This window comes from Bacteroides ovatus, from assembly GCF_001314995.1.
GTDB lineage: Bacteria > Bacteroidota > Bacteroidia > Bacteroidales > Bacteroidaceae > Bacteroides > Bacteroides ovatus.
This window is the reverse complement of record NZ_CP012938.1, coordinates 3019135-3041224: the sequence shown is the minus strand read 5'-3', so window position 1 is coordinate 3041224 and position 22090 is coordinate 3019135. Positions and strand designations below refer to the sequence as shown.

The 22090-nt window shown below is 45.2% G+C and carries 22 protein-coding genes and 1 pseudogene; 11 read left to right on the top strand and 12 right to left on the bottom strand.

Features of this window, described 5'->3' with window-relative positions:
• From traJ to Bovatus_RS25505, 8 genes are read left to right on the top strand one after another with little or no spacing between them, the layout of a single operon-like run.
• Positions 1-1014, top strand: a complete 1014-nt coding sequence (gene traJ / locus Bovatus_RS12130) for a conjugative transposon protein TraJ (RefSeq protein ID WP_004297779.1) — start codon at positions 1-3, stop codon at positions 1012-1014.
• A gap of 21 nt (positions 1015-1035) precedes the next feature.
• The gene (gene traK / locus Bovatus_RS12125) at positions 1036-1659 is read left to right on the top strand and encodes a conjugative transposon protein TraK (RefSeq protein WP_004297778.1); all 624 of its coding nucleotides are present in this window, start codon (positions 1036-1038) and stop codon (positions 1657-1659) included.
• On the top strand, positions 1656-1955 hold the full coding sequence (locus tag Bovatus_RS12120) for a TraL conjugative transposon family protein (protein WP_004297777.1): 300 nt from the start codon (positions 1656-1658) through the stop codon (positions 1953-1955). The genes traK and Bovatus_RS12120 overlap by 4 nt, the downstream gene beginning before the upstream one ends.
• Positions 1906-3204: a conjugative transposon protein TraM gene (traM, locus tag Bovatus_RS12115; RefSeq protein WP_052587906.1), complete on the top strand. Its 1299-nt coding sequence runs from the start codon at positions 1906-1908 to the stop codon at positions 3202-3204. The genes Bovatus_RS12120 and traM overlap by 50 nt, the downstream gene beginning before the upstream one ends.
• Positions 3205-3263: 59 nt before the next feature.
• Positions 3264-4181, top strand: a complete 918-nt coding sequence (traN, locus tag Bovatus_RS12110; RefSeq protein ID WP_004297775.1) for a conjugative transposon protein TraN — start codon at positions 3264-3266, stop codon at positions 4179-4181.
• Positions 4178-4765: a conjugal transfer protein TraO gene (locus tag Bovatus_RS12105; protein WP_004297774.1), complete on the top strand. Its 588-nt coding sequence runs from the start codon at positions 4178-4180 to the stop codon at positions 4763-4765. The genes traN and Bovatus_RS12105 overlap by 4 nt, the downstream gene beginning before the upstream one ends.
• 20 nt (positions 4766-4785) lie before the next feature.
• The gene (locus Bovatus_RS12100) at positions 4786-5250 is read left to right on the top strand and encodes a DUF3872 domain-containing protein (RefSeq protein ID WP_008026727.1); all 465 of its coding nucleotides are present in this window, start codon (positions 4786-4788) and stop codon (positions 5248-5250) included.
• 55 nt (positions 5251-5305) lie between these two features.
• Complete coding sequence (locus tag Bovatus_RS25505) at positions 5306-5833, top strand: hypothetical protein (protein ID WP_004297772.1); 528 nt, start codon at positions 5306-5308, stop codon at positions 5831-5833.
• A 194-nt stretch (positions 5834-6027) separates the two neighbouring features.
• Here Bovatus_RS25505 and Bovatus_RS12090 read toward each other — a convergent pair whose 3' ends face one another.
• The 12 genes and pseudogenes from Bovatus_RS12090 to Bovatus_RS24790 form a co-directional block, all read right to left on the bottom strand.
• A complete protein-coding gene (locus Bovatus_RS12090) occupies positions 6028-6390 on the bottom strand; it encodes a hypothetical protein (RefSeq protein WP_004297770.1) in 363 nt (120 codons plus the stop codon).
• Positions 6391-6756: 366 nt separating this feature from the next.
• Positions 6757-7914: a hypothetical protein gene (locus Bovatus_RS12085; RefSeq protein ID WP_052587905.1), complete on the bottom strand. Its 1158-nt coding sequence runs from the start codon at positions 7912-7914 to the stop codon at positions 6757-6759.
• A 72-nt stretch (positions 7915-7986) separates the two neighbouring features.
• A complete protein-coding gene (locus tag Bovatus_RS12080; protein WP_004297768.1) occupies positions 7987-8805 on the bottom strand; it encodes an N-6 DNA methylase in 819 nt (272 codons plus the stop codon).
• A 2-nt stretch (positions 8806-8807) separates the two neighbouring features.
• The gene (locus Bovatus_RS12075; RefSeq protein WP_004297767.1) at positions 8808-9611 is read right to left on the bottom strand and encodes a DUF4121 family protein; all 804 of its coding nucleotides are present in this window, start codon (positions 9609-9611) and stop codon (positions 8808-8810) included.
• Entirely contained in the window at positions 9598-9873 is a 276-nt protein-coding gene (locus Bovatus_RS12070) for a hypothetical protein (RefSeq protein WP_004297766.1), read from the bottom strand. Before Bovatus_RS12070 ends, Bovatus_RS12075 begins: the two co-directional genes overlap by 14 nt.
• Positions 9857-10822, bottom strand: coding sequence for a hypothetical protein (locus Bovatus_RS12065; RefSeq protein WP_004297765.1), 966 nt, complete (start codon positions 10820-10822; stop codon positions 9857-9859). Before Bovatus_RS12065 ends, Bovatus_RS12070 begins: the two co-directional genes overlap by 17 nt.
• Positions 10823-11053: 231 nt before the next feature.
• Complete coding sequence (locus tag Bovatus_RS12060) at positions 11054-11557, bottom strand: hypothetical protein (protein ID WP_004297764.1); 504 nt, start codon at positions 11555-11557, stop codon at positions 11054-11056.
• A gap of 12 nt (positions 11558-11569) precedes the next feature.
• The gene (locus Bovatus_RS12055) at positions 11570-11863 is read right to left on the bottom strand and encodes a DUF4120 domain-containing protein (RefSeq protein ID WP_004297763.1); all 294 of its coding nucleotides are present in this window, start codon (positions 11861-11863) and stop codon (positions 11570-11572) included.
• 11 nt (positions 11864-11874) lie between these two features.
• The gene (locus Bovatus_RS12050) at positions 11875-12699 is read right to left on the bottom strand and encodes a hypothetical protein (protein WP_004297762.1); all 825 of its coding nucleotides are present in this window, start codon (positions 12697-12699) and stop codon (positions 11875-11877) included.
• Entirely contained in the window at positions 12692-13618 is a 927-nt protein-coding gene (locus tag Bovatus_RS12045; RefSeq protein ID WP_052587904.1) for a hypothetical protein, read from the bottom strand. Before Bovatus_RS12045 ends, Bovatus_RS12050 begins: the two co-directional genes overlap by 8 nt.
• Positions 13619-13620: 2 nt before the next feature.
• Positions 13621-14790: a hypothetical protein gene (locus tag Bovatus_RS25500; RefSeq protein ID WP_004297760.1), complete on the bottom strand. Its 1170-nt coding sequence runs from the start codon at positions 14788-14790 to the stop codon at positions 13621-13623.
• Positions 14791-15518: 728 nt separating this feature from the next.
• Positions 15519-15812, bottom strand: a pseudogene (locus Bovatus_RS24790) (Arm DNA-binding domain-containing protein); the annotation flags it as partial.
• Between the two features lie 635 nt (positions 15813-16447).
• Between Bovatus_RS24790 and Bovatus_RS12030 the strand changes: the two are divergent.
• The 3 genes from Bovatus_RS12030 (at position 16448) to Bovatus_RS12020 (ending at position 22079) form a co-directional block, all read left to right on the top strand.
• Positions 16448-17035 carry an RNA polymerase sigma factor gene (locus Bovatus_RS12030; RefSeq protein ID WP_004297753.1) on the top strand — a complete coding sequence of 196 codons (588 nt, stop codon included), beginning with the start codon at positions 16448-16450 and terminating at the stop codon, positions 17033-17035.
• Between the two features lie 130 nt (positions 17036-17165).
• The gene (locus tag Bovatus_RS12025) at positions 17166-18365 is read left to right on the top strand and encodes a FecR family protein (protein ID WP_004297752.1); all 1200 of its coding nucleotides are present in this window, start codon (positions 17166-17168) and stop codon (positions 18363-18365) included.
• A 282-nt stretch (positions 18366-18647) separates the two neighbouring features.
• The gene (locus tag Bovatus_RS12020; protein ID WP_224440851.1) at positions 18648-22079 is read left to right on the top strand and encodes a TonB-dependent receptor; all 3432 of its coding nucleotides are present in this window, start codon (positions 18648-18650) and stop codon (positions 22077-22079) included.
• The last annotated feature ends 11 nt before the right edge of the window (positions 22080-22090 follow it).

Genomic DNA, 22090 nt, shown 5'->3' with positions numbered 1-22090 from the left:
ATGGTACTGTTGTCGATAGATTTTGCCAGCCTCCATACGATACTGGAGAGTCTGTACAATGAGATGATGCCTCTTTGCGAGGACATGCTGGGTGTGGCGAAGGGCGTTGCAGGACTGGGTGCCCTGTTTTATGTCGCCCTCCGCGTCTGGCAGTCAATGGCCCGTGCCGAGCCGGTGGACGTCTATCCGCTGCTTCGCCCTTTTGCGCTGGGTATCTGTATCCTGCTGTTTCCGACACTGGTGCTGGGAACGATGAACAGTATTTTAAGTCCCATTGTGCAGGGGACCCACAGGATGCTGGAAGGGCAGACACTGGACATGCAGCAGTACAGGGCGCAGAAAGATCGGCTGGAGAGGGAGGCCATGATGCGCAATCCCGAAACCGCCTATCTGGTCAGTGATGAGGAGTTTGACCGCCAGCTGGACGAGCTCGGCTGGTCTCCGGGAGACGCCGCCACCCGTCTGGGAATGTATATGGAAGTGGGCATGTATAATCTGGAGAAGAGTATCCGTGACGCTTTCCGCAGCCTGCTGGAATTGCTTTTTGCAGCCGCTTCGTTGCTGATAGATACGGTAAGGACCTTTTTCCTGGTGGTACTTTCCGTGCTGGGTCCGATAGCCTTCGCCATTTCGGTGTGGGACGGCTTGCAGTCCACGCTCGGGCAGTGGTTCACAAGATATATATCGGTCTACTTGTGGCTTCCTGTCAGCGACTTGTTCAGTTGCATGCTTGCCAAGATACAGGTGCTCATGCTTCAGAACGATATTGCCGAACTGCAGGGAAATCCCGATTATTCACTGGACAATTCGAACTGTGTGTACATCATTTTCATGTTGATCGGGATTGTCGGTTATTTTACCGTTCCGACCGTTTCCGGCTGGATTGTCCAGGCGGGAGGTGGCGGCAACTATTCCCGCAATCTGAACCGTACGGCGACTAAAGCCGGTGGTTTCACTGCCGGTGCCGGCGGTGCGGCACTGGGTAATATCGGAGGGCGTATACGTGGAAAATAAACAATCAAAAACGATTCACAGATGGAATTCAAGTCATTGACCAATATTGAAAGCAGCTTCAGGCGTATCCGCTTGATGCTGGCAGCCTTTGTATGCTGCTGCACGCTCATTACTGGCTATTCGTTGTGGAGTTCCTACAGTTTTGCCGAGAAGCAGCGTGAAAAGATCTATGTGCTGGACGGCGGCAAGTCGCTGATGCTTGCGCTCTCGCAGGATCTTTCCCAGAACCGTCCGGCGGAAGCCAGGGAGCATGTGAGGCGCTTCCATGAACTCTTCTTCAGCCTTTCACCGCAGAAGGACGCCATCGAGCACAATATCCACCGGGCTCTGCTGCTGGCTGACAAGAGTGCCTACCATTATTATGTGGACCTTGCCGAGAAAGGGTATTACAACCGTCTGATTTCGGGTAACATCAATCAGGTTGTCCAGGTGGACAGCGTGTCTTGCGACTTCAACAGTTATCCCTATAAGGCGAGGACGTATGCCCGGCAGATGATCATCCGTGAGAGCAACGTGACGGAGCGCAGCCTGGTGACGGAGTGTCGGCTTCAGAATGCTGTCAGGTCGGATGACAATCCGAACGGGTTCATTATCGAGCATTTTACCATTATGGAAAACAAGGATTTAAGGAGTGCCGACCGATGAGAAGAAGAAAATACCCGTGGAAACAGGCGGACATCCTGATACACCGATACTGCCGCAGACTGACGACAGGGCAGCGGTTGGCTGTCATCGCCGTTGCATTTGCCCTGTTTATGGCAGGCTGCCTGTATATGCTCCTCTCTTCCCTTTTGGGTTTCGGAGAAACGGGCGGGGGATTGCAAATTGAGCATATCCGCCCTTTGGATATAAAGCCGGAGAAAGATACAACCATTCACTTTAAAGACTATTATGATTATGGACATTCAGAAAATCAGGACACTGTTAGGCTTGTCTGCTGACAGACCTTTGAGTCCGGAGGAAAAACGCAGGCGTACCAGGTATATTGTTTATCCCGCCATGTGCCTGCTCTTTGCAGGTTCGTTATGGCTGATTTATTCGCCGTTGGAGAAGGAGAGGGCGGCGGAGGAGAAAGAGAAGGGATTCAATACGGATATTCCCTCCCCCGGACAGCAAAGGATGGACGGCAACAAGGTGGACGCTTATGAGCGTGAAGAATTGGAGAAAAAGGATAAGTACCGTAAAAATGCATTTCAGGAGATGGCTTCGCTGTTCGGCAGTTCCGGTAAGGATACGGTGCACCTGCCTGAAGGCATGGCGGAATTACCGGTGGAAGAGGCGGATAACCCCTCTACAGGTTCCCATAATACTGTCCATTCTTCTGCCGGTGCCTATCGTAACATGAACCGTACGCTGGATAATTTTTATACCCGTGCGGAGAACTCCGAAAGGAATGAACTGCTCCGACGTATCGAAGAGCTGGAGCATGAACGGCAGATGAAAAAGCCGTCGCAGGAGACTACGATGGAAGAGAAAATGGCGCTGATGGAGAAATCCTATGAACTGGCTGCCCGATACAACGGGAAACAGGCGGCGACGACTTCTCCGGCAATGGATAAAAGGCAGCGGACGGCTGTCAAACCGGTAAAACAGGTCCGGCATCAGGTGGTGTCTTCCCTGTCACAACCCGCGAGCAACGGGGAATCCGGAAACGGATTTGCGGGGGAAAGGAATGTAGGGTTCAATACTCCTGTGGGGAAAGTGCTGACTTCTGACAGGAATACCATTCCTGCCTGTGTACACGGTACACAGACTGTTTCGGACGGTCAGGCGCTACGTATCCGCCTGCTGGAACCGATGGTGGTCGATGACCTGTTTATTCCTAAGGGGACGATCCTGACCGGCGGAGCCCGTATGGAAGGTGAACGGCTTGATATCCTTGTTCAGGCGGTTGAATATAAAGGTACGGTTATTCCTGTAGAACTGGAGGTTTACGATGCGGACGGCCAGCGGGGAATACCGGTCCCCAACTCGATGGAGTATGATGCGGCACGTGAGATAGCGGCAAATATGGGAACCTCCATGAACGGCAGTATCAATATCTCTACGGATGCCGGGGCGCAGATCGCTTCGGACCTGGGAAAAGGAGTGATACAGGGCGTGTCGGGATATGTCGCTAAAAAGATGCGGACGGTGAAGGTCACTCTGAAAGCAGGACACAGGCTGTTGCTTCATTCTCCCGAACAGTGAGACACAAAAGCAGTAAAAGAAAATCAATCATTAACCAACCAATCAAGATGTAATCGGATATGAAAAAGATTCTGATGATGTTTTTTGCCCTGATGACGGGTGTGACGGCTGCCAGTGCGCAGTTGAGTAGCGGGGATTTTTTTGAGGGACTGAGTCGCAAGATCGGCTTTAGCCGGATGATAGTCCCGCACGGGCTGGAAATCACTTATGATAAAACGGTACATGTGATATTTCCTTCCCCGATCAAGTATGTGGACTTGGGGTCCACCAATCTGATAGCCGGAAAGGCGGATGCGGCGGAGAACGTGATCCGTGTGAAAGCTGCTAAAAAGCATTTCCGGGATGAGACGAACATGAGCGTGATCACTGAAGATGGAAATTTTTACACGTTCAATGTCAGGTATGCGGATGAACCGCTCCTGCTGAACGTGGAGATGTGCGATTTCATCCATGACGGTGAAACGGTGAACCGTCCGAACAATGCCATGGAAATCTATTTGCAGGAACTTGGCAATGAGTCCCCGCGTCTGGTACGCCTGATTATGAAGTCCGTGCACAGGCAGGACAAAAGGCGGGTCAGACATATCGGCTGTAAACGTTTCGGGGTCCAGTTCCTGCTTAGGGGGCTTTATACCCATAATGACCTGCTGTACTTTCATACACAGCTAAGGAATGAGACGAATGTCCCGTTTGATGTGGATTTCGTGACCTTCAAGATTGTCGACAAAAAGATCGTGAAACGTACCGCCATGCAGGAACAGGTGATCTATCCTTTGCGTGCCTGCAACTATGTGACCCGTGTGGATGGAAAGTCCTCGGAACGTACGGTGTTCGCGTTACCCAAATTTACGATACCGGAGGACAAGAAACTGGTGGTGGAGATGTATGAGAAACAGGGAGGACGCCACCAGATGTTTGAGGTGGATAATGAGGACCTTGTGCGTGCTGAACCCGTCAACGAATTGAAGGTACGATGAGAATGACCGGAAAATTTGTGTTGTTGCTTGCGGCTATGCTTGCCCTGTTTCTGGGGCAGGCGCAGGCCCAACGCTGCCTGCCGGGTATGAAAGGTGTGCAGCTAATGGCGGATATGGTTGACGGTTTTTATTGCGGGAAGGACCGTAATGATACGGGATTCGCTTTCGGACTTGCCGTTTCTACCTATGCCAAGGGAGGAAATAAATGGGTATCGGGCATTGAAATCATGTGGCGGTATTATCCTTACCGTAATACACGTATCCCTTTGGAGCAGTATACTGCGGAAGGCGGCTACTATTACAATTTCTTTTCCGACCCGGGGAAAAATGTATTTCTGAATATTGGTGCTTCAGGATTGATGGGGTATGAAACTGTAAACGGTGGAAAGGGACTGCTCTTTGACGGTGCCGTCCTGAAAAAACATGAATCGTTCATTTATGGCGGTGCAGTGATACTGGAAGCGGAAACTTATCTTTCAGACAAGGTCGTCCTGTTACTGCGTCTTCGTGAACGTGTTCTTTGGGGGAGTGCCGCAAAGCACTTCCATACCCAATATGGTTTGGGAATAAAATACATTTTATAATGACTAAATCCATACGAAAAATGAAAAAGATACTTGATCAGATAATGATATTGTGCTGCATGGCAGCCGCCTTGTTTTGTTTTACCTTTTGTAGTGATGACCTGGATATTCAGCAGGAATATCCGTTCACGGTAGAGGCGATGCCCGTAGCGGACAAGATAGCCGGCGGCCAGACGGTGGAAATCCGTCTGGAAATTACCGAAGAGGGCAATTTTTCCGGAACGCTTTATACTCTCCGCTATTTCCAGCCTGACGGGAATGGATTGTTGAAGCTGGAAGACGGTACGGTTCTGAAACCCAATGACCGCTATTTATTGAGTGAGAAGAAGTTCCGGTTGTATTACACTTCAAGGAGTACGAATGAGGCACAAACGATTGATTTGTACTTTGAAAATAACTGGCAGGATGTCCGGCAGCTGAGTTTCAGTTTCAATAACAGGAATGACGGGGCGGAGAAAACGGAAGGAGGAGTCCGTGCCCAGTAAATTGAGCAGGATGTTCTAGAACTGCAGTGACGAGAAATACACTCCGGGATACGGAGTGGCTCCCATCATCAAGTATCTGCCTGAGGGGAAGATCATATGGTGCCCTTTTGACACGTGCCACAGCGAGTTCGTGCTTCATCTGCAGGAAGCCGGATTTCAGGTAAAATACTCGCATATAAGTACCGGACAGGATTTTTTTGCTTATGAGCCGGATTGTTGGGATATTATTGTATCTAATCCGCCTTTCAGTAGAAAAAAGGACGTTTTTGAACGCTGCCTGCAACTGGACAAGCCGTTCGCCCTGCTGATGTCCAATTTTTGGCTGAACAGTGTCGGTCCGTGCCGGCTGTTTAAGGACAGGGAGCTTCAATTGCTGATGTTTGACAAACGCATCCAGTTTGACAAAGGGGGAGGTGTCCCATTTGGCAGCAGCTATTATTGTCACCGTCTTTTGCCTAAACAAATCGTGTTTGAGGAACTGGCGGTCTGTCGGAATGATTACAGCCGTATGCATCGGGATGTGGATAACTTGAATCGGAATATTGCGGAAGAAGACGCCGGACTTTCCTTCGGCGTTGTTTGAAAGCACAAACGGAAAAATGGATTATGGGAAAAACTTTTTTATTGTTCTTTCGATTTCCGCCTTTTCCGCCCGTGCCGGAAATCCGCCTTCCATGATTGACAAGGCGGAAGAGGGAGTTTGAACTTTTCTATATACCTTAGATTACATGTTACCGGAGCCGTGAACAGTATGCCATATTGCTTGCGGCTCTTTTATTATAGGGTTCTGCCCAGCAGTACTGACAGACGGTAGATATATTTGTTGTATTTTTTGAGACACTCCATATCCAGTGTTCCGTTATGGTAGGGACTGGATTTGTCCGTGTAGAAGAATACATCCACTTTACTGCTGTTTCTTTGAATATCCACCCCTTCAACCGGTATTTCTTCCGGGTTGTCATATTCTTCCAGCGGTAATTCCTCAATTGAGTTCCATTTGTCCATTCCAAGCAGGTTCAGTTTCCGGTTGAACAGGACGAAACCTTTTCTGGAGTAATCAATTCTTATACCGTATGGACGGTCCAGATAGAAACTTTCAACGGCCTTTTGTGCATACAGGCTCGAATTATTATTTTCCATTTTGAGTATTGATATAAGTTTTCTCTTTCAATAAATGTCTGTAAAAGGGAAGCAAAGATACAAAAAATAGTTTCTGTGTAAATTTATAGACGGATGAATTTGAATTTAATAAAGTAGGGGAACTGGAAGAACGGTTGACTGTTTATGGGGAGATGCAGAGAGAGTATAGGGGAACTAGAATAAGTTGGTGAATACGACAATTCTATCTGCTCTTTTGGTTAAAACATCCGTTTCATCATATCAACTATTTTTATAGTCCGGCAATTTGTCCATTGTGAATGATTCTGTTTTACAGTTGCTTGCCGGACAATGGAAGGTCCGGCAAGTTCTGCTGATTTTTCATTCTATGATTGTCGTTTTTCCATTTCAGTTGTTTTTCACCCGGTTCATCAGTTGCCCGGATATCTCATGCAGCTCCCTGCTGCGTTCCGGCTCCTGTTCCCGTGCAAAGGCGGTGATGCCTTGTGCCAGTTTCCAGAGTGTTGCCCCTCCTGTTATGCCGTCGTCGGGGTTGTTGTTCATCAGGAGCTTTTCGACTTCCCGTCCTTCGTTTTTCAGCAACGCGCCACGCTGTACCAGGGATTTAAGCTCCTTGTCAAAGTCCACGTCTATTTCTGACGCTCCCTGAATTTCGATGGCTTTTTGCATGATAGTATCCTTGCTGTAAAGTCCTTTAGTCAAATCTTTGACAGCCGATACGGTAGTTTTCGTATCCAGTTCATAAGTTCTTTGCGAGAGCGCAAGCGTATCCGGCAGGCGTCCTCCCAGATGAATCTGCCGCATGACCGATTCACGTACCATGCCGTTCAGACAAGCTCCGTTGAGCAGGAACGAGCGCATGTCCACCGAACCGTTTCCGAAATCGGATGTGCTGAATCTTGCTCCAGCGAATATGATTACCGTTCCGTTTTTACGGGTGGGTATTTCAACCGGTGTAGGAAGAATCGTCTCGCACCATACTTTGGTGTCATTCATATAGGCGTCGGACACGACGGCTCCGTTGTTTGCCGCTTCCCTGATGAATGCGGTGAGTATGTCCACGGAGTTGAGCCGCCGGTACGAGTCTGAGAGTACACCCCTGATTTCCGTTCCTACCGCACGGATGAGCACGCGTGTGCGCCCCGTCCATCCCGAATGTTCGTTGAGAATGGTTGCGCACAGCTGTTTCTGCCAGGCGTCTCCTGCGGAAAGCTCCCTGAGATATTTTGCCGGGATGCCCATTTTCTCGGAAATCTGGCTGATGGCATTTCCGTGCAGGTTGAAATTCCCTTCCGGCATGTTCATCTGTACCTGTTCCTCTGCCTGGAATGTGATGACCGGATGGCGGTCCTCATTACGCAGATTCACTCCTATAGGTGCGATGAAGTCCTGTGCGATTTTTCCCTCTTCGAGCAGGCGGGTGATTGTAGCCATGACACCCTGCTGCTTTCCTTCGATCATTTTTTGAACCTTGTTTATGACTACCTGGTTCAATCCCTGCTGCTTCTGTACCGGTGCAGCGGCCGGCATTACTGTAACTTCCATAATTGCTGTATTTAATGGGTTAATAAATAAATTTAGCATACCGGTGGTATGCTTATAAAATATAGTATATAATCATTTTTCATGCTGATGATCGGGTTTGGTATCATATTTTATGTCGTTATTACATCTTGAAAACGTCTGTAAAGGCGGAGGGGAATCCGCCTTACGCTTCCTGCCACCCGCTGGCATCGTTTTTCGTATGATATAAGGGGATGCTGGAAGATTCCTGCCTGCCCGGTATTCCTTCATGTTCATTCTTTTTACCGTGGGTATGCCTGTCCATGCAAGCATGGGATTGACCTTCCAACCGTCCACGAAGTTTCCGGGATTCAGGCTGTCATGGCAGATGACTTCCCCTACGCATCCGTGTATGAGCATATTGCATACGGTCATCAGGCAGCAGGTCCGGTTGATATCCTCCCCTATGAGGTAGTTTCCCGGATTCCGTGCATGATAGGCCAGCAGCAGCCTTCCGCTTCCGCAGGTCGGGTCACCCATCCTCTGTCCGGTCTTTTTTTCTTCCGTTTGGGTGCACAGCACCATGAGGTCGCAGATATGTACCGGAGTGAAGAATTGTCCCTGTGACTGCTGGGCACTTTTGGAAACCAGTGCCATATATAAATCCCCGAAAGGGTCATACCAGCTTGTATCATCCTTTATCCGGCTTGCCATGAGCCGTACCCACCCGGTGAGCATTTGCATAAATTTCATGTTCTGCTGCCGTTTGTACTTCCAGCTCTGCAGTGGGGGAGCACCGGGAGAAAACCCGTGGATGATGTAGGTCAGGAAATCGTTGAATACATTGACGGGATCGAGTCCGTTTGTGTAGGAGAAATCCGTTATCAGCTTCTCAAGCGGACGGACCGGGGGAGGGGTTTCGTATTTTGCCATTGTTATTTCTTTTTATAGACGGTTATTGTATGGGTATCATCGCAGGTTATTATTTTCACGGGGGACTCTCCGAGAAAGGATATGTGTATTTCGGCTTTTGTTTCGTTCCATTCCTGTTCTGTGAGTATTTCCCATTTCATGTGGTATCCCCATAGAACGAGTGAGTTGCTGTATATCCCGTCGAAGAGTTTCCCGTGAAGGATTCCGGTCAGCCTGTCCAGTTCCTCACGTGAGTATAGGGTGAATCCTTCGGTCATGTAGAAGAACTCGCCGTCATGTTCCGGGTCGGGCTGCCTGTTGATGTGGTATTTGCTCCAGTTTCTGGTAGTATATCTGCCATACAGGGGTTCCGGTTCCGTATATTGCCACGCACGGACACAGGCCGTGAAGTATACCTCCCCGTTGGCGCATTTTCCGGCATGTCCCCATGTCCTGAACTGCTTTTCTCTGATGCCTGCCGGTTTCAAGGCGGCTCTCTTCGGATAAGTCCATATCCCTTCATGGACGTTATAGCCGACACCGTCCCCGCTTTCATAACAGAACGGGATGCTTCCGGAAAGGCAGATCTTGAAATGTCCGTCGCATATCTCTTCGATGTGTGCCGATTGAAACCAGTCACCGTTCCGGCAGGTATACTCGATAATGTCACCTGCTGCCGGTCCGATATTCTTTTCCCGTTCTTGCCGGATTATTGCAATGAGACGGTTTACCTTGTCCGTGTCACTTTGGTTTACCCGATACCCGCGGTAATGGAAACCGTTGAAGCATTGCAGGCTTTCCACTGTATAAAGGTCAGTAAATTCCATAGTGTTTTCGATTTTTATGGTATACTTCAATTTGTCGGGCCACCATGTCACAGAACTTCTGTCCGTTTTCACCCTCCCCTCTGAAATAGATGATCATGTCCCGGAGGTCCCGGTTGAAACAGTTCATCCATTTGTCGTAATAATGACTGCCCTGTGTCTTTCCGAAGGTCTCCTCGAAAAGGTGCAGGTTCAGCCCTTCCTCCCCGTGGTGGTTGTACTGCCACAGGAAGATGAGTAATAGACGGTTATAGCTGAGTTCCATAGAATATGTTTTTTGATATTCCTTCCGGGGTTGCTCTTGCACAAAGGAGTTCCTCCCTTATCCAGATTCGGGTGTATTCTTCCAGATATCCCTTGTCTATGAGTTTTTGATAGGCTTCCCTGACATATTTGTAAGCGGGGAAGTCCCGGTCGGGCCCTTCCGGATATTTTTGAGTCGGTATGTTGATTTCTGAAGCCACCGTCATGAGATTTTCGGTAACAGTCCACGGTTTCCTTCTGAAAAGGTCGAATATCCGGTAGTATATGCTTGTTTCGTTTTGCTGCCGGTAAAATTCCAGCTCCTCTTCCTGCGTGAAACTGAATATGAAATCAAGCAGGGTGCACCTAATCAGATGGAATCTCCTGCTTTCCCTGAGTAACCGGATAAGCGTTCCGGTCAGGTGTGTGGCCTCACACTGTCCGGTTATCCATTCGTAATGTGAATGAAGCCTTGTATTCCCTCTGGTTATCCGGCATCCTTTTCCTCTTTTCTCCATCTCTGCCGTATATCCGTCCGTGGTGAATATTTCCGCAATTTCCTCATAAAGTTTCCTTTTCTTTCTGTATTCGTTCTTTTTCCCGTACACATATCCCCAGTCAAGCTCGATCTCTATCCTGTAGATCAGATTTTTTTCATATTCCGGGTTTGTATATCCGAAAGCATGCGTTCTCCCGGTTATCGGTCCCAGTATGAATCCTTCCGGTGTGTAGAGTTCAAGTACATGCAGCAGTTCCGCCAGCAGGAAATCCGGTTCTTTGCTCCTCCACCATTCTGCCTGCCGGTCTTCTTCCGCGTATGCCGGAAGAAGGGGCGAAAGTTGCACATATTCGGGGGTGTCCCTTATGATTTCCATTATCCGTAATATTGCCCCTGGTTTGTCTTCCAGTGTGAAAAGTGTCGTTTCCGTATCCGCATACAGTCTGTTTCGGGTTCTTTCATCCGTAATCATAGCCGATCATTTTTTAGTTATACATGAGCCTGTCGTGAGACGGGCATTTTTATTTCTTGTTGGATGCGTTGTCCGTTTGCCGGGGATTGCGGCAAGGCTTGACGGAAAAAAATACCGGAGCGTAGCGAGGATGATTTTTTCCTGTCAACCTGCCCGCAGGGCTGCCTTGCGCATTCAGTCCGGCAAACGGCTATCTTTGCGGCAAGAAATGGAAATGCGTAATCCGTTTTGCTATTTCCGCATTTCCCGTTGGTGCTTTTCGGCTTTCTTTTGCAGCCTTCTTTCTGCCTCCTGTACATTTTCTTTTTTTATTTTGAGCTTGGCGACAGCCTTTTGGAGCATTTCGTCCGTCTGTTCGTCAAAAAAGAGGTTGTTCTGCTTTTGCCATGCGGTGTATTCCCTTATCCTCCGTTCCATCCTGGTGACCTGTGCCTTGGCTGCTGCCAGCGAGGAGAGGCAGGAGCCGAATGAATAGTCTTCACCGCTGTGCCTGTCATACAGGCAGTAAGTGTGTGTAACATTCCCTTTGGGATATTGGCAGGTCAGTCTTGCCATTCTCCACCGGACGACCCAGTCATATTTGTCCGCCACTTTTCGTGGCAGGTCATATCGGAATAGCAGGACTTTACCGCCCTGCTCCGTAGTCCTGTAAAAGGAGATGATCACCCACAGCTCGATCTCCAGCTCTTTTTCCGCTTTTGCCATGTCCCTGGCATACTGCATCCATTCTTCCATGTTCCGGAAACTTTAAGTGTGTATCTGCCATCCTTTGAAGGGAGTCAACTGTACGGCAAACGATTCATCCGGTGAACCGTGATAGAGCAGCCCTCCGACAATCCCTCTGCTGCCGTCCGGGTACCTTTGGGTGAACCCGAACGAATAGGGCGCCCAGTCGTGGTAGAGCTCTATCTCACACGGGCGGTCCGGATTCTTTTCCCATGCTTCAAGACGTTCCATGCAGTTCTGCAGTGAAGTGTCCTTGATTGATTCCGCATACTGTACTACCTGGTTGTAGTACTCCTGTTTGCACATGATTTTCATGATATTCCGTTTTAATTGGTTGATAATGTTTTTTCCTTCTGTCTGTTCCTGCCTGTATTCCTGACGGTTTTGTATTCAGTTTCCCAGCTGGTGGAGTCGCACCAGTCCCTGCACATTCCGCATACTTCGGTTGCATAGGAATAACGTACCTGTGAGTCTACGAACAGTCTGTCCCTGACGAATGGAAACGTAATGTCCAGGGGCAGGCTGATGTGGTAGCCGGAACCGTTGAAACTGTTGGCGACGGCTATGATGACATCCCCGTGGAAACGGATGGTTCTGAAATCTTTTCCGTTGTCGTTTGTGACAAGTTCATTGAACCCGGCATTGAAATAAATACGTAGTTCACCACCGTATGTGGCATTATCCACCAGTTCTTCAATTAGTGTGTCAAACTGTCCTTTCTTCAGTTTCAGGGCGCGCCTGACCTTGTAACAGGACATGGCTCTGGATTCTTTTCCGATACGTTCCTCTATTTTCGCACCGGGAGAGTAGTACATGTTGACGGCGGCGGAATTTTTTATGAGTTCTTCCGCCGGGTCGGTATCACTCCTGTTCAAGATGAGGTCCGTAATCTCTTCACGGTGTTCCTCGAATTCTTCCTGCCTTTTCTCTTCTGCCATCTTCTCTTTGATTTCCTCAAGTATTTTGAGCAGACTTTCCGCTTCCTGTTCAGCATAACATTCCATGACTGTTTCATATAGCCTCCCCATGTTATTGTTCCGGATGCACTGCTCCTGCAGGTCTTCGCGTTCGTCCAGATTCTCCCGGTAGTCCACATGATACAGGCTGACCGTTTCGGGAACATATTTTTTCCATGACTCCGTATTATTCATGGCGTCTGCATTTAGGGAGGACTGCTTTTGTTTCAGCCGGTGTTTTCTCTCTTTTGACGGCTCTGAGTCTGTGCATAATGTGCAGGAACAGTTCCCGGTCATAAATCCTGTAGAAGAAGTTTTCTCCGGTTTCCTTGACGGTTCCGGTGAATGAGACGGAATCACGGCAGGGAGGAAACTGGAAGAGGCATCCGCTTGTTATTATGGTGTATCTCTTTTCCTCCACTTCATCCAGCAATGTTTCCATGTCGTCATGTCTGCCATATCCGGAGAAATACAGAAAATGATGTTTCCTCAGGCTGATCAGTATGTTCGCCATGTCTTTTCTAGCCTTGCAGGTGTCCCCACCATTATTCCCTCCGGTTACCATGTTACAGATGAAACGTTCCCTGTTTTCCTTGTCGGTGAATGAATAGGGAATGGTGATGATCTCCTGCTTGTCCTTGCTTGTAATTCTCTCCGCTTTTCCTTTGGTGACTTTTCCCTTGAATGTGATGTTGCGGTAATGCTCGTTCATTTGCCGCTCCAGTTCGGCCTGCGGTGTCATGACCGGACGCAGTCCCCGGAAAAAACGTTTTCCGATGGTGAAACAGAACATGTACAGGCTGCCGTGGTAGGGCTCGCCGAAAAAGAATGAATGGTGCTTCAGACGGACGGGAGGCAGTTCGTTCATACAGTTATAATAGTTCTCCTCTGTAATTTCACGGAAGGGTCGGCACAATGACTTGTCATGAATGCGCGACCTCTTGTGTATGGCGTTTCTTGTTACTGCAACTAGAAAAGGATTGTTTTCCTGTTTCTTGAGTTCCTCCAGTGTGCTGCCGTAGTAGTCACAGTGTATGCCGTCCGACATGGATGTGACGCAGCTTCCTCGGAAACAACGGGAGTCAATGACAAATTTCAGATGTTCTTTTTTCATGGTCAGATATTTTGGAGGTTTAAGATTCTCTTTGCCGCAGACACCGCATTCGGATTGAGTTGTCGTTGCCATGCCCTGTTTCTGGGTGACCAGTGGAAACCGGATGATTTGAGTTCCCTGCGTTTGCTCTCTTCCGGTATTTTGTTGAAGAAGACCTGCAGGCGACTTTCCTGATAGTTCCAAACGAGGATTCCACCTTCAAACGTTACTTCCCTGTTTTCCAGCTCTTGGGTTTCCTTTAACTTGTCCCGCATGCGACTGGCTGTTTCAGCCAGCTGGAAGAACCGGTGGCGTGGTGTGATGACAGGCTTCTTTATGCCGGCATTATATTCGGAGATGAAGTCGATTGCCTTCTGTACGATTTCCACGTCGCCATGGTCGGCAAATGTGCTGACCTTGTTGAAGATGCTGCTGACGAAGAGTGCCCGGTTGTATCCTCTGGCTTTTCCCGTATCAATCTCATGGATCGTGTTTGCGCTGCTTGCAATGTCACGTTTCAGCCTGCGCCATGTTTCCTCCCGTTTTTCTTCTTCGGGCCTGTATTTTTCCGTGAGCAGTTGCATGGTTTTCAGAAATTTCTCACGCCATTTCAGGAATTCGTCGTATCTGTTCTGATAGGCATTTTGTGCCTTTTCATTCCTTTGGAAATTGAATCCGCCCCGTCCTGTTACCATCGGGTTTGCGCAGCGTGAGAGGCTGTGGAATAAAACGGATATTTTACTTTTGTAAGTATTGATGTAATCCTGCTTTTTTGCTTCCGGTATTTTCTTCAGGTCTTCATGGAGTTGCTTTTCATATCCCATAATGTCCGTTTCAGCCCTTGTTTCCGGATCATGGGAATTCCAGCGGTAGGCATTGACGGCGATTTCTTCCAGTTCTTCCAGATAGCCGGGATACTTGAATTTTGTTACTTCCCAGTTTTTGAAGTCAGAAGCACGTACTTCCTTTTCTTCACCGTTTTCCGTGTAGGTATGGATATACATATACATACCTTTGCTTTTTTTGCGGAAATGGAAGGCGACCGCATCTTTGTCCGTTCCGATCCGTCGGATGGATTCTGCACGGTGCGCATTTGTTTTTGTGAGCGGAGTGATTGTCGGGTTATCACTGCTACTTTTTACGAGGTTCATTACTCGTTCTTCGTGAACCTGCATTTCGGTCATTTCAGCCATACTTTAATCATTTAAAATTAGACATAACCGGCTCCGTGGAGCCAGTATTTCGATTTCTTACTTGCCGGGTTGTTCGTGTCCGGGATTGTGCAAGGCTTGGCAGGAAAAAATACCGGAGCGTAGCGAGGATGATTTTTTGCTTGCCAACCAGCCCGCAGGGCTGCCTTGGGCAATCCGTAGGACACGGACTATTTTTGCAGGTAAGAAGTTGAAATATAATAAGATATTAATAGGGAAAATAGAGTGTAGGCTTACCAGATAATATTATATTTGTTTTCATACATATATCAAGCTTTCGAGGGATTTGAACGGCGAAACGGACTTTTTTGAAGGAAAGGGTAAAGATTAGGCATAGACAGATTAAAGAAGGGTGAATGGATCTTATCCCTGTCGTCCCACCAAGAAACTGTCCCAGTAGCGCGTCCCACTTAGGAACATCCCAGTAGATGTGCATAGGCAAACTCAGCAAAGGATAATAGGGATGTGGTGAAGTTTCTTTTATTGTTTGTATAAGGATTATTTAATTCTACATTCTTGATAATGTCATGCAGTAGTTTGATGACGAATTCGATTATTGGGGAGCTGCAAATCATAAGAGGCACTCACCGACTATGTCGTGGCTCTGTTTATCGGCATGATGAATGTCTTGACAGTTCCGTTAGGTGGTGAAGGTGGAACTTCTAACGATTTGCCGTGAGGACGGAAAGAGGATGAAATGGAACTGCTCCTTCCTTGATGCCTGATGCCGTAAATACTACACTACGCTCGCAAAGTTCTCTATAAGCCGACTGTACCGAGAGAAGAAAGCGTTTCAACTTGCCATTCGTTGCCATCGCCTTTCGGTTCTCGCTGTTCAGTTTGTTTTTTTGAGCGTTCCACAACTTAGGATCGCACGAGAACTTGTAACTAAATTGGGCAATTGTTTGCTCATATGTTACTCATTTCATTATCGGAGCTTGTTTCGATTTGTACAATTTGCTCTTTTTCAGGTAGAGTAACACCTTGAATTTGCTTGTTTGCATATGCCTCTTTTTATGGACAAAGTTACCTGTTGTTGAACAGATCTTCACTATGCAAAACATTGTATTACAAAGAATAAGCACTGCAATGACAGAAAAATGAGTCGCCGAATACTCTTCTATCAGTTATTTTCTCCTACCTCATTACCATTCAGGAAAATAGATTAACAATCTGATAACAGAACTTCTGCTCAAATTCACATTCTCTGCACTTTGTTTCCCTTGCGTAAAGTGCTGATATATAACGTAAATCCTACTCATCCCCATTTGTTTTCCCTCCACCTCTCTCTAATTTCCTTTTCTCGAGTAGCTCCTGATGAGAAATAGGAAAACAAAAGGATTCTTAGAATTAGGATTAAAATTGAGTATGCTAGCAGCGGTATAAAAATATGCTGTATTGTCAAAGAACGGTTCGGATACCATAAATTCTGCTTCGAAAATATGGTGATTATTATTACATGTGGATTACATTATTTTAGAATCAGCCATAAAATAAACCATGTAGCAATTAATCTATATAATGTTTACTGATATTAATTCTTTAATATTTGCATAGTTATTTTTTTTTTCCGAATATTGTCCCGTGTTAGTTGAATGAATATATTAAGAAGTTTAATTTTGAGAACTAAATTCAGTTTATGACTCTCAATGATCAGAAACGCATAATAGATTTATGGGTACAATTTTGGGGTGGAAATGAAATGGCATTTTCTCAATTGTACTGTTTATGCTTTGATGATTTATTAGCTTATGGTCGTAGAGTGGGGGGAGATAATGAGATGGTAGAAGACTTGATTCAAGACCTGTTTCTGAAACTTTATCAGAAAAAGATAATTCTTGAAGATAATACAAAGTTACGTTCCTTCCTATTTCGTGCATTAAAGAATTTGATTTATAATCAATTACTTCGTAATGCGAAACTTCAATCATTGCCGGATTATGACTTTGCATTTGATTTGGATTATACAATTGATGAGCAATTGGCTTGGATGCATGACCAAGGGCTGTCAGATGAGGTTCATCATATATTGAAAGGACTTACCGGACGTCAGAAAGAAATAATCTATCTTCGCTTTATCCATGAGATGAGTTTTGAAGAAATCTCAGAAATAATGAAAATTAATATCCAGTCTGCCCGAAATCTATTGTTCCGTTCTATGGAAAAGATTAGGAAAGAATCTTCATCCGCTACTATTTTATTTCTTATTAATGTGCTTTCTATATAATTGTATAGTAACTTGTTATAGCATACTTCTTTCATTTTTACTTATCCCGTCTGTCTTTTTTTGATTTTTTTTTCTCCTGATGAGTATAAATTCATCTGCTCGTTTGTCATCATAGAAAATAAGGCAGAAAATGGCTCAATATACATTTAGAGATATAGAAGAATTTTTGTTGGATGATGATTTCTTCCAATGGGCAAGATATGGTTTTTCTGATAATGGGTTTGATATTAAATCCTATAAGATTCAGCATCCCGGTTGTGAAGAAAAGATAGAATTGGCTATTGCGGTGATTCAAAATATGAAAGTGGTTGAAGATAGCAGACCTGTATCTGAGGAATATAAGATGCAAAGTTTTGCCAGAATGATGGATAGGCTTCAACATGAATCTTCGCAACCGGTACAGCTTCACAAAAAAACATTACCTTATCGGAGAGTAATGGCTTATGTGGCAAGTATGGCAGCCTTACTATTCATCTGTTTGGGGACTTATTATATTCTATCCAAATCCAATTTGCAGAAAACTACAGATGTTACAGCCAATATTATAGACTCTTTAGGTCATTCAGGGCAAATACAGATTATTTTGGATGGTAAACAGGCCGTTGGTTTGGACAAGAATAATGCTGAAATCCGGGTAGGTGAGGACGGTACAGTTACAGTGGACGAACAATTGGTAGCTGCTTCCAGAGGAGAAAAGATATCGGTGAATCAGATAATGGTACCTTATGGGAAGCGTTCTAAAATAATCCTTCCGGATGGTTCTTTATTGTGGATTAATTCCGGTTCATGCATATCTTATGCTTCGGACTTTCTGGAGAATAGAAAGTTGAATGTACAAGGAGAAGTATATTTGGACGTTCGTAAAGATGCTAAGCACCCTTTTGTCGTGAAGACGGATCGTTTAGAAGTTACCGTGCTGGGAACATCATTCAATGTAACCGATTATGTAAAAGATACGGAGACAGCAGTGGTACTTGTTCAGGGAAGTGTAGATGTGACAGTAGACAATAAAGAGAAAAAGCGCTTGCTCCCTAATCAACGTCTTTCAAAAGACAACGGTGCAGTAAAAGTGAATGAAGTGGACGTATACAACTATATTTGTTGGAAAGACGATGCTATGAATTTCGATGGACAGAGACTTTCTGATGTGCTGAAATCACTGTCGAGATATTATGATACAAAAATAGAAATATCAGGAAGTTTGAAAGATGAAAAATATTATGGTAGTCTTGATTTGAATTGTACACTTGACGAAGTATTGGAGGCCATCTCATTGACTACGCCATTAAATATAACTAGGCGAGGGGATTTAATATACATCATGCCTTGAGAAACTCAAATGAAGTATAACCTTTAAAAAGAAAGAAATGAAAAACATACCACCTTAAAATAAAACAGAAAAAACCGGATAATATCTGCGAAATATCATCCGGTTCACATTAGAATTAAAAATAACTCAGCAAAGTTATAAATCTAACAATACAAAAATATGAAAAATAACTCTCAGACAAGGAATAAAAGTAAATATTTAACCAATATTGGTTTTCGATTTTTACTTTTATGCATTCTTTTAACGTCCCATTTGCCAAAGATCTCGGCAGAAGACGGGTTTATGCTACTTCAATCCACGGATGTAACGTTAAATCTGACAAATGTCTCTTTGGAAACCCTGTTTAAAACACTGGAAAAGAAAAGTAATTATGTCTTCTTCTTTAAAGAAGATGTCTTGCAGAAAAATGAAAAAGTAACAGTCAAAGCACAAAACGAGTCGGTTGTGTCTATTTTGAATAGAATATTACCCCCTAAACAACTGACATATACAGTAAAAGGGAGACAAGTGATTATTGTCCGCCTTCCCCAAAAAGAAGAAAAGAAAGCAGAAGTACCGGTAGAAATCAAAGAATATACTGTAAAAGGAACAGTGGTTGATGCCAGTGGACAGCCGTTGCCGGGTGTAAATATTACGGTACAGGGAACGACCAATGGTGTTACCACAGATCTGTCCGGTGGATTTACGTTACGGATAAGAGATGGTAAGCGTGTCTTACTTGTTGCTTCTTATATAGGTTTTAGCACAAGAAAAGTCTGGGTATCCGGTGAAACTAATTCTTTGAAAATAATGCTTGAAGAAAGTTCGGCGTCTTTGAATGAAGTCGTGGTAGTAGGATATGGTACACAGAAAAAGCTGAATCTGACAGGAGCCGTGACAACTGCTTCCGGTGAAATCCTTGAAAACCGCCCTATCGCTAATATTGCTCAGGGTTTGCAGGGAATGGTTCCCAATCTGAATATTACTTTCAATAGCGGTCAACCAAACGAAGCAGCCAAGATTAATATTCGCGGAAATACCTCTTTGAATGGCGGGAATGCTTTGATTTTGGTCGATGGAGTGGAAATCTCCGACCTGTCATTGATTAATCCTCAAGATGTGGAGAGTGTGTCAGTGTTGAAAGATGCTTCTGCCGCTGCTGTTTATGGTGCACGTGCTGCCTTCGGTGTGATGCTTGTCACTACAAAGAAAGGAAATCGTAATCAGAAAACGCGGGTGACCTATAATAATAACCTTTCATGGAGTTCACCGGCCCGTTTACCGGAAATGCCCCGTTCGGATGTATGGGCGCGTATGTGGAATAAGGCATACGAGTATGATACTCCGGGTGGATATTACTTTAACGAAAAATTTATGGAGAAACTCGATGCACATATTGCCGATCCAGAACACAATCCTGCAATCTTGGTCGATACCGAAGGCATTCAGAATCCAAATTATAGTCCTAGCAACCCGGGATGGGCCTATGTGGGCAACACCGATTGGTTATCTGAGTTCTATCAAAAGTCGGCTTTCATGCAACAACATAATGTGAGCCTTTCGGGTGGAACCGAACGTAACAATTACTATGCTTCTATTGGTTTCAAAGACCAGTCGGGTATTTTTCGCTATGGAAATGACTTTTATAAGCGCTTCAATTTAGCGTTCAATTTCGATACGAAACTAACTAGTTGGCTGGACGTGAGTTTTGCTACCCGTATGAGTAATATTAAGAATGATGAACCTTATATGGACAATGGTGGTAGCAGTTCTCAAACTTGGTATTATGAGGTATATCGTATGTTTCCTACACTCTCTATCTTTTTACCTAATGGTGATTTTGCAGGTATGTATCTCAACAGTGGTAATTATAACGTTATTGGAAAGATGGCTTTAGCCGGACGTAATAAAAAAGAGACTTGGGACCAATGGTACATCGGGCGTTTCGATTTACATCCATTGAAAGGACTATCTATTAAGGGCGATTACTCTTGGAATCGTTATTCTACTGTTCAGAAATTCCACCGTAAAGAAATTAAGCAAACTTTTCCTGAGGGCGGTCCTGAATGGATTGTAGAGACTCCCAATTATGTGAAAAACTATAACTCGAACAATATTTACCATGCTATCAATGTATGGGCCGAGTATAAAACTTCGTTCAACGATGTTCATAACATTTCGGTAATGGGGGGGTATAACCAAGAGGAGAAGACTTATGCTAATACTTCATATACCATGACTGACTTGTATGATAACGAGTTGCCTATTTCCGACTTAGCCATCAACTATAAAGAGAATGCTGAAGGTGCAGACATCTGGCGTGTACAGGGGGCTTTCTTTCGCTTGAACTATGATTATCGCTCTAAATATCTACTTGAGGTAAATGGTCGTTATGACGGCTCTTCTAAGTATGCTAAAGACGATCGTTGGGCGTTTTTTCCTTCAGCCTCTATTGGTTGGCGTATTTCGGAAGAAAAATTCTTTGAACCACTTTCCAAAGTAGTAGACAATTTGAAACTTCGTGCCTCTGTAGGTGCTTTGGGTAATCAGATAACTAACGGCTATCATGACTATATGTCTATTCTTTCTGGTAAGGTGTTGACCAACTATATGATGGATGGTAAAATGGTCAATGCGTTGAATATTCCTTCTTTGCCTAGTGTAGTGACTTGGGAGAAGGTTGTGACGAAAGACTTGGGTTTGGACTGGTCATTGTTCAACAATCGTTTGATGGGTACATTCGATTTCTATGTACGCGATACCAAAGATATGGTACGTTCGGTTACACTGCCTGCCGTATTGGGTACTTCGGGTGGTAAAGAGAATATTGCTGATATGCGTACCACTGGCTGGGAGTTGGAATTGACGTGGAAAGATCGTATTAAGAATGTATTGGGAAGTCCTATGGACTATTCGCTTACCGTAGGTTTGTCCGATTACCAGGCTGAGATAACCAAATACGATAACCCCAACGGTTCGTTGGCTAGTGGTATGTATTATGAAGGACAGAAACTGGGTGAAATCTGGGGGTATGTGACTGATGGTTATATTATGGACGATTTTGAAGCAGCCAAAATGAACTATGTACAGAAATACATTTCTTCTAAGTGGTATCCGGGCGATATTCGCTACAAAGACTTAAATGGTGATGGCATGATAGACCAAGGTAATCGTACATTGGCCAATCCGGGTGACCAAAAGGTGATAGGTAACTCTACTCCTCGATATCGTTTTAATTTGCAAGGAGGTATTGGTTGGCGTGGTTTCGATATCCGTGCTATTTTCGAAGGGGTGGGTAAACGCGATATGTGGACAAGTAGTGATATCTTTTGGGGATTCTCTAGAGGTATCTATAACTCTTGTGTAACCCAATACCATATCGACAATATTTGGACCTATGAAAATCCTACAGCTTATTATCCTCGTTTGAATGCTAATGGCAATAAACGTAGTAAGCAGATTCAAACTAAATACTTACAAAATGCGGCATATATCCGCTTGAAAGATATTACTTTGAGCTATACTTTACCCAAGAGTTGGTTGACCAAGATGAAAATGGAGCAGGTACGTATCTATGTAAGTGGTATGAATTTGTGGGAGAAGACCGGTTTGCCCCCATTTATGACTCCTGATATTGTAGATCAAATAACTGATAACAGCTTGTCTAGCGAGAACAGTGGTAAAGAATATGCATTTATGAGAAGTTATTCATTCGGTATTAATATAACATTTTAAAAATTGATAGG

Bases quoted from the DNA above. Each gene is read 5' to 3' on its own strand.
- Bovatus_RS12060 (WP_004297764.1), bottom strand. From the start codon at position 11,557: ATGGAAGAATGGATGCAGTATGCCAGGGACATGGCAAAAGCGGAAAAA.
- Bovatus_RS12090 (WP_004297770.1), bottom strand. From the start codon at position 6,390: ATGGAAAATAATAATTCGAGCCTGTATGCACAAAAGGCCGTTGAAAGT.
- Bovatus_RS12050 (WP_004297762.1), bottom strand. From the start codon at position 12,699: ATGAATAATACGGAGTCATGGAAAAAATATGTTCCCGAAACGGTCAGC.
- Bovatus_RS12120 (WP_004297777.1), top strand. From the start codon at position 1,656: ATGAGAAGAAGAAAATACCCGTGGAAACAGGCGGACATCCTGATACAC.
- traK (WP_004297778.1), top strand. From the start codon at position 1,036: ATGGAATTCAAGTCATTGACCAATATTGAAAGCAGCTTCAGGCGTATC.
- Bovatus_RS12085 (WP_052587905.1), bottom strand. From the start codon at position 7,914: ATGGAAGTTACAGTAATGCCGGCCGCTGCACCGGTACAGAAGCAGCAG.
- traN (WP_004297775.1), top strand. From the start codon at position 3,264: ATGAAAAAGATTCTGATGATGTTTTTTGCCCTGATGACGGGTGTGACG.
- Bovatus_RS25500 (WP_004297760.1), bottom strand. From the start codon at position 14,790: ATGGCTGAAATGACCGAAATGCAGGTTCACGAAGAACGAGTAATGAAC.
- Bovatus_RS12105 (WP_004297774.1), top strand. From the start codon at position 4,178: ATGAGAATGACCGGAAAATTTGTGTTGTTGCTTGCGGCTATGCTTGCC.
- Bovatus_RS12070 (WP_004297766.1), bottom strand. From the start codon at position 9,873: ATGGAACTCAGCTATAACCGTCTATTACTCATCTTCCTGTGGCAGTAC.
- Bovatus_RS12020 (WP_224440851.1), top strand. From the start codon at position 18,648: ATGCTACTTCAATCCACGGATGTAACGTTAAATCTGACAAATGTCTCT.
- Bovatus_RS12055 (WP_004297763.1), bottom strand. From the start codon at position 11,863: ATGAAAATCATGTGCAAACAGGAGTACTACAACCAGGTAGTACAGTAT.
- Bovatus_RS12065 (WP_004297765.1), bottom strand. From the start codon at position 10,822: ATGATTACGGATGAAAGAACCCGAAACAGACTGTATGCGGATACGGAA.
- Bovatus_RS12045 (WP_052587904.1), bottom strand. From the start codon at position 13,618: ATGAAAAAAGAACATCTGAAATTTGTCATTGACTCCCGTTGTTTCCGA.
- Bovatus_RS12030 (WP_004297753.1), top strand. From the start codon at position 16,448: ATGACTCTCAATGATCAGAAACGCATAATAGATTTATGGGTACAATTT.
- Bovatus_RS12100 (WP_008026727.1), top strand. From the start codon at position 4,786: ATGAAAAAGATACTTGATCAGATAATGATATTGTGCTGCATGGCAGCC.
- Bovatus_RS12080 (WP_004297768.1), bottom strand. From the start codon at position 8,805: ATGGCAAAATACGAAACCCCTCCCCCGGTCCGTCCGCTTGAGAAGCTG.
- traM (WP_052587906.1), top strand. From the start codon at position 1,906: ATGATTATGGACATTCAGAAAATCAGGACACTGTTAGGCTTGTCTGCT.
- Bovatus_RS12025 (WP_004297752.1), top strand. From the start codon at position 17,166: ATGGCTCAATATACATTTAGAGATATAGAAGAATTTTTGTTGGATGAT.
- traJ (WP_004297779.1), top strand. From the start codon at position 1: ATGGTACTGTTGTCGATAGATTTTGCCAGCCTCCATACGATACTGGAG.
- Bovatus_RS12075 (WP_004297767.1), bottom strand. From the start codon at position 9,611: ATGGAATTTACTGACCTTTATACAGTGGAAAGCCTGCAATGCTTCAAC.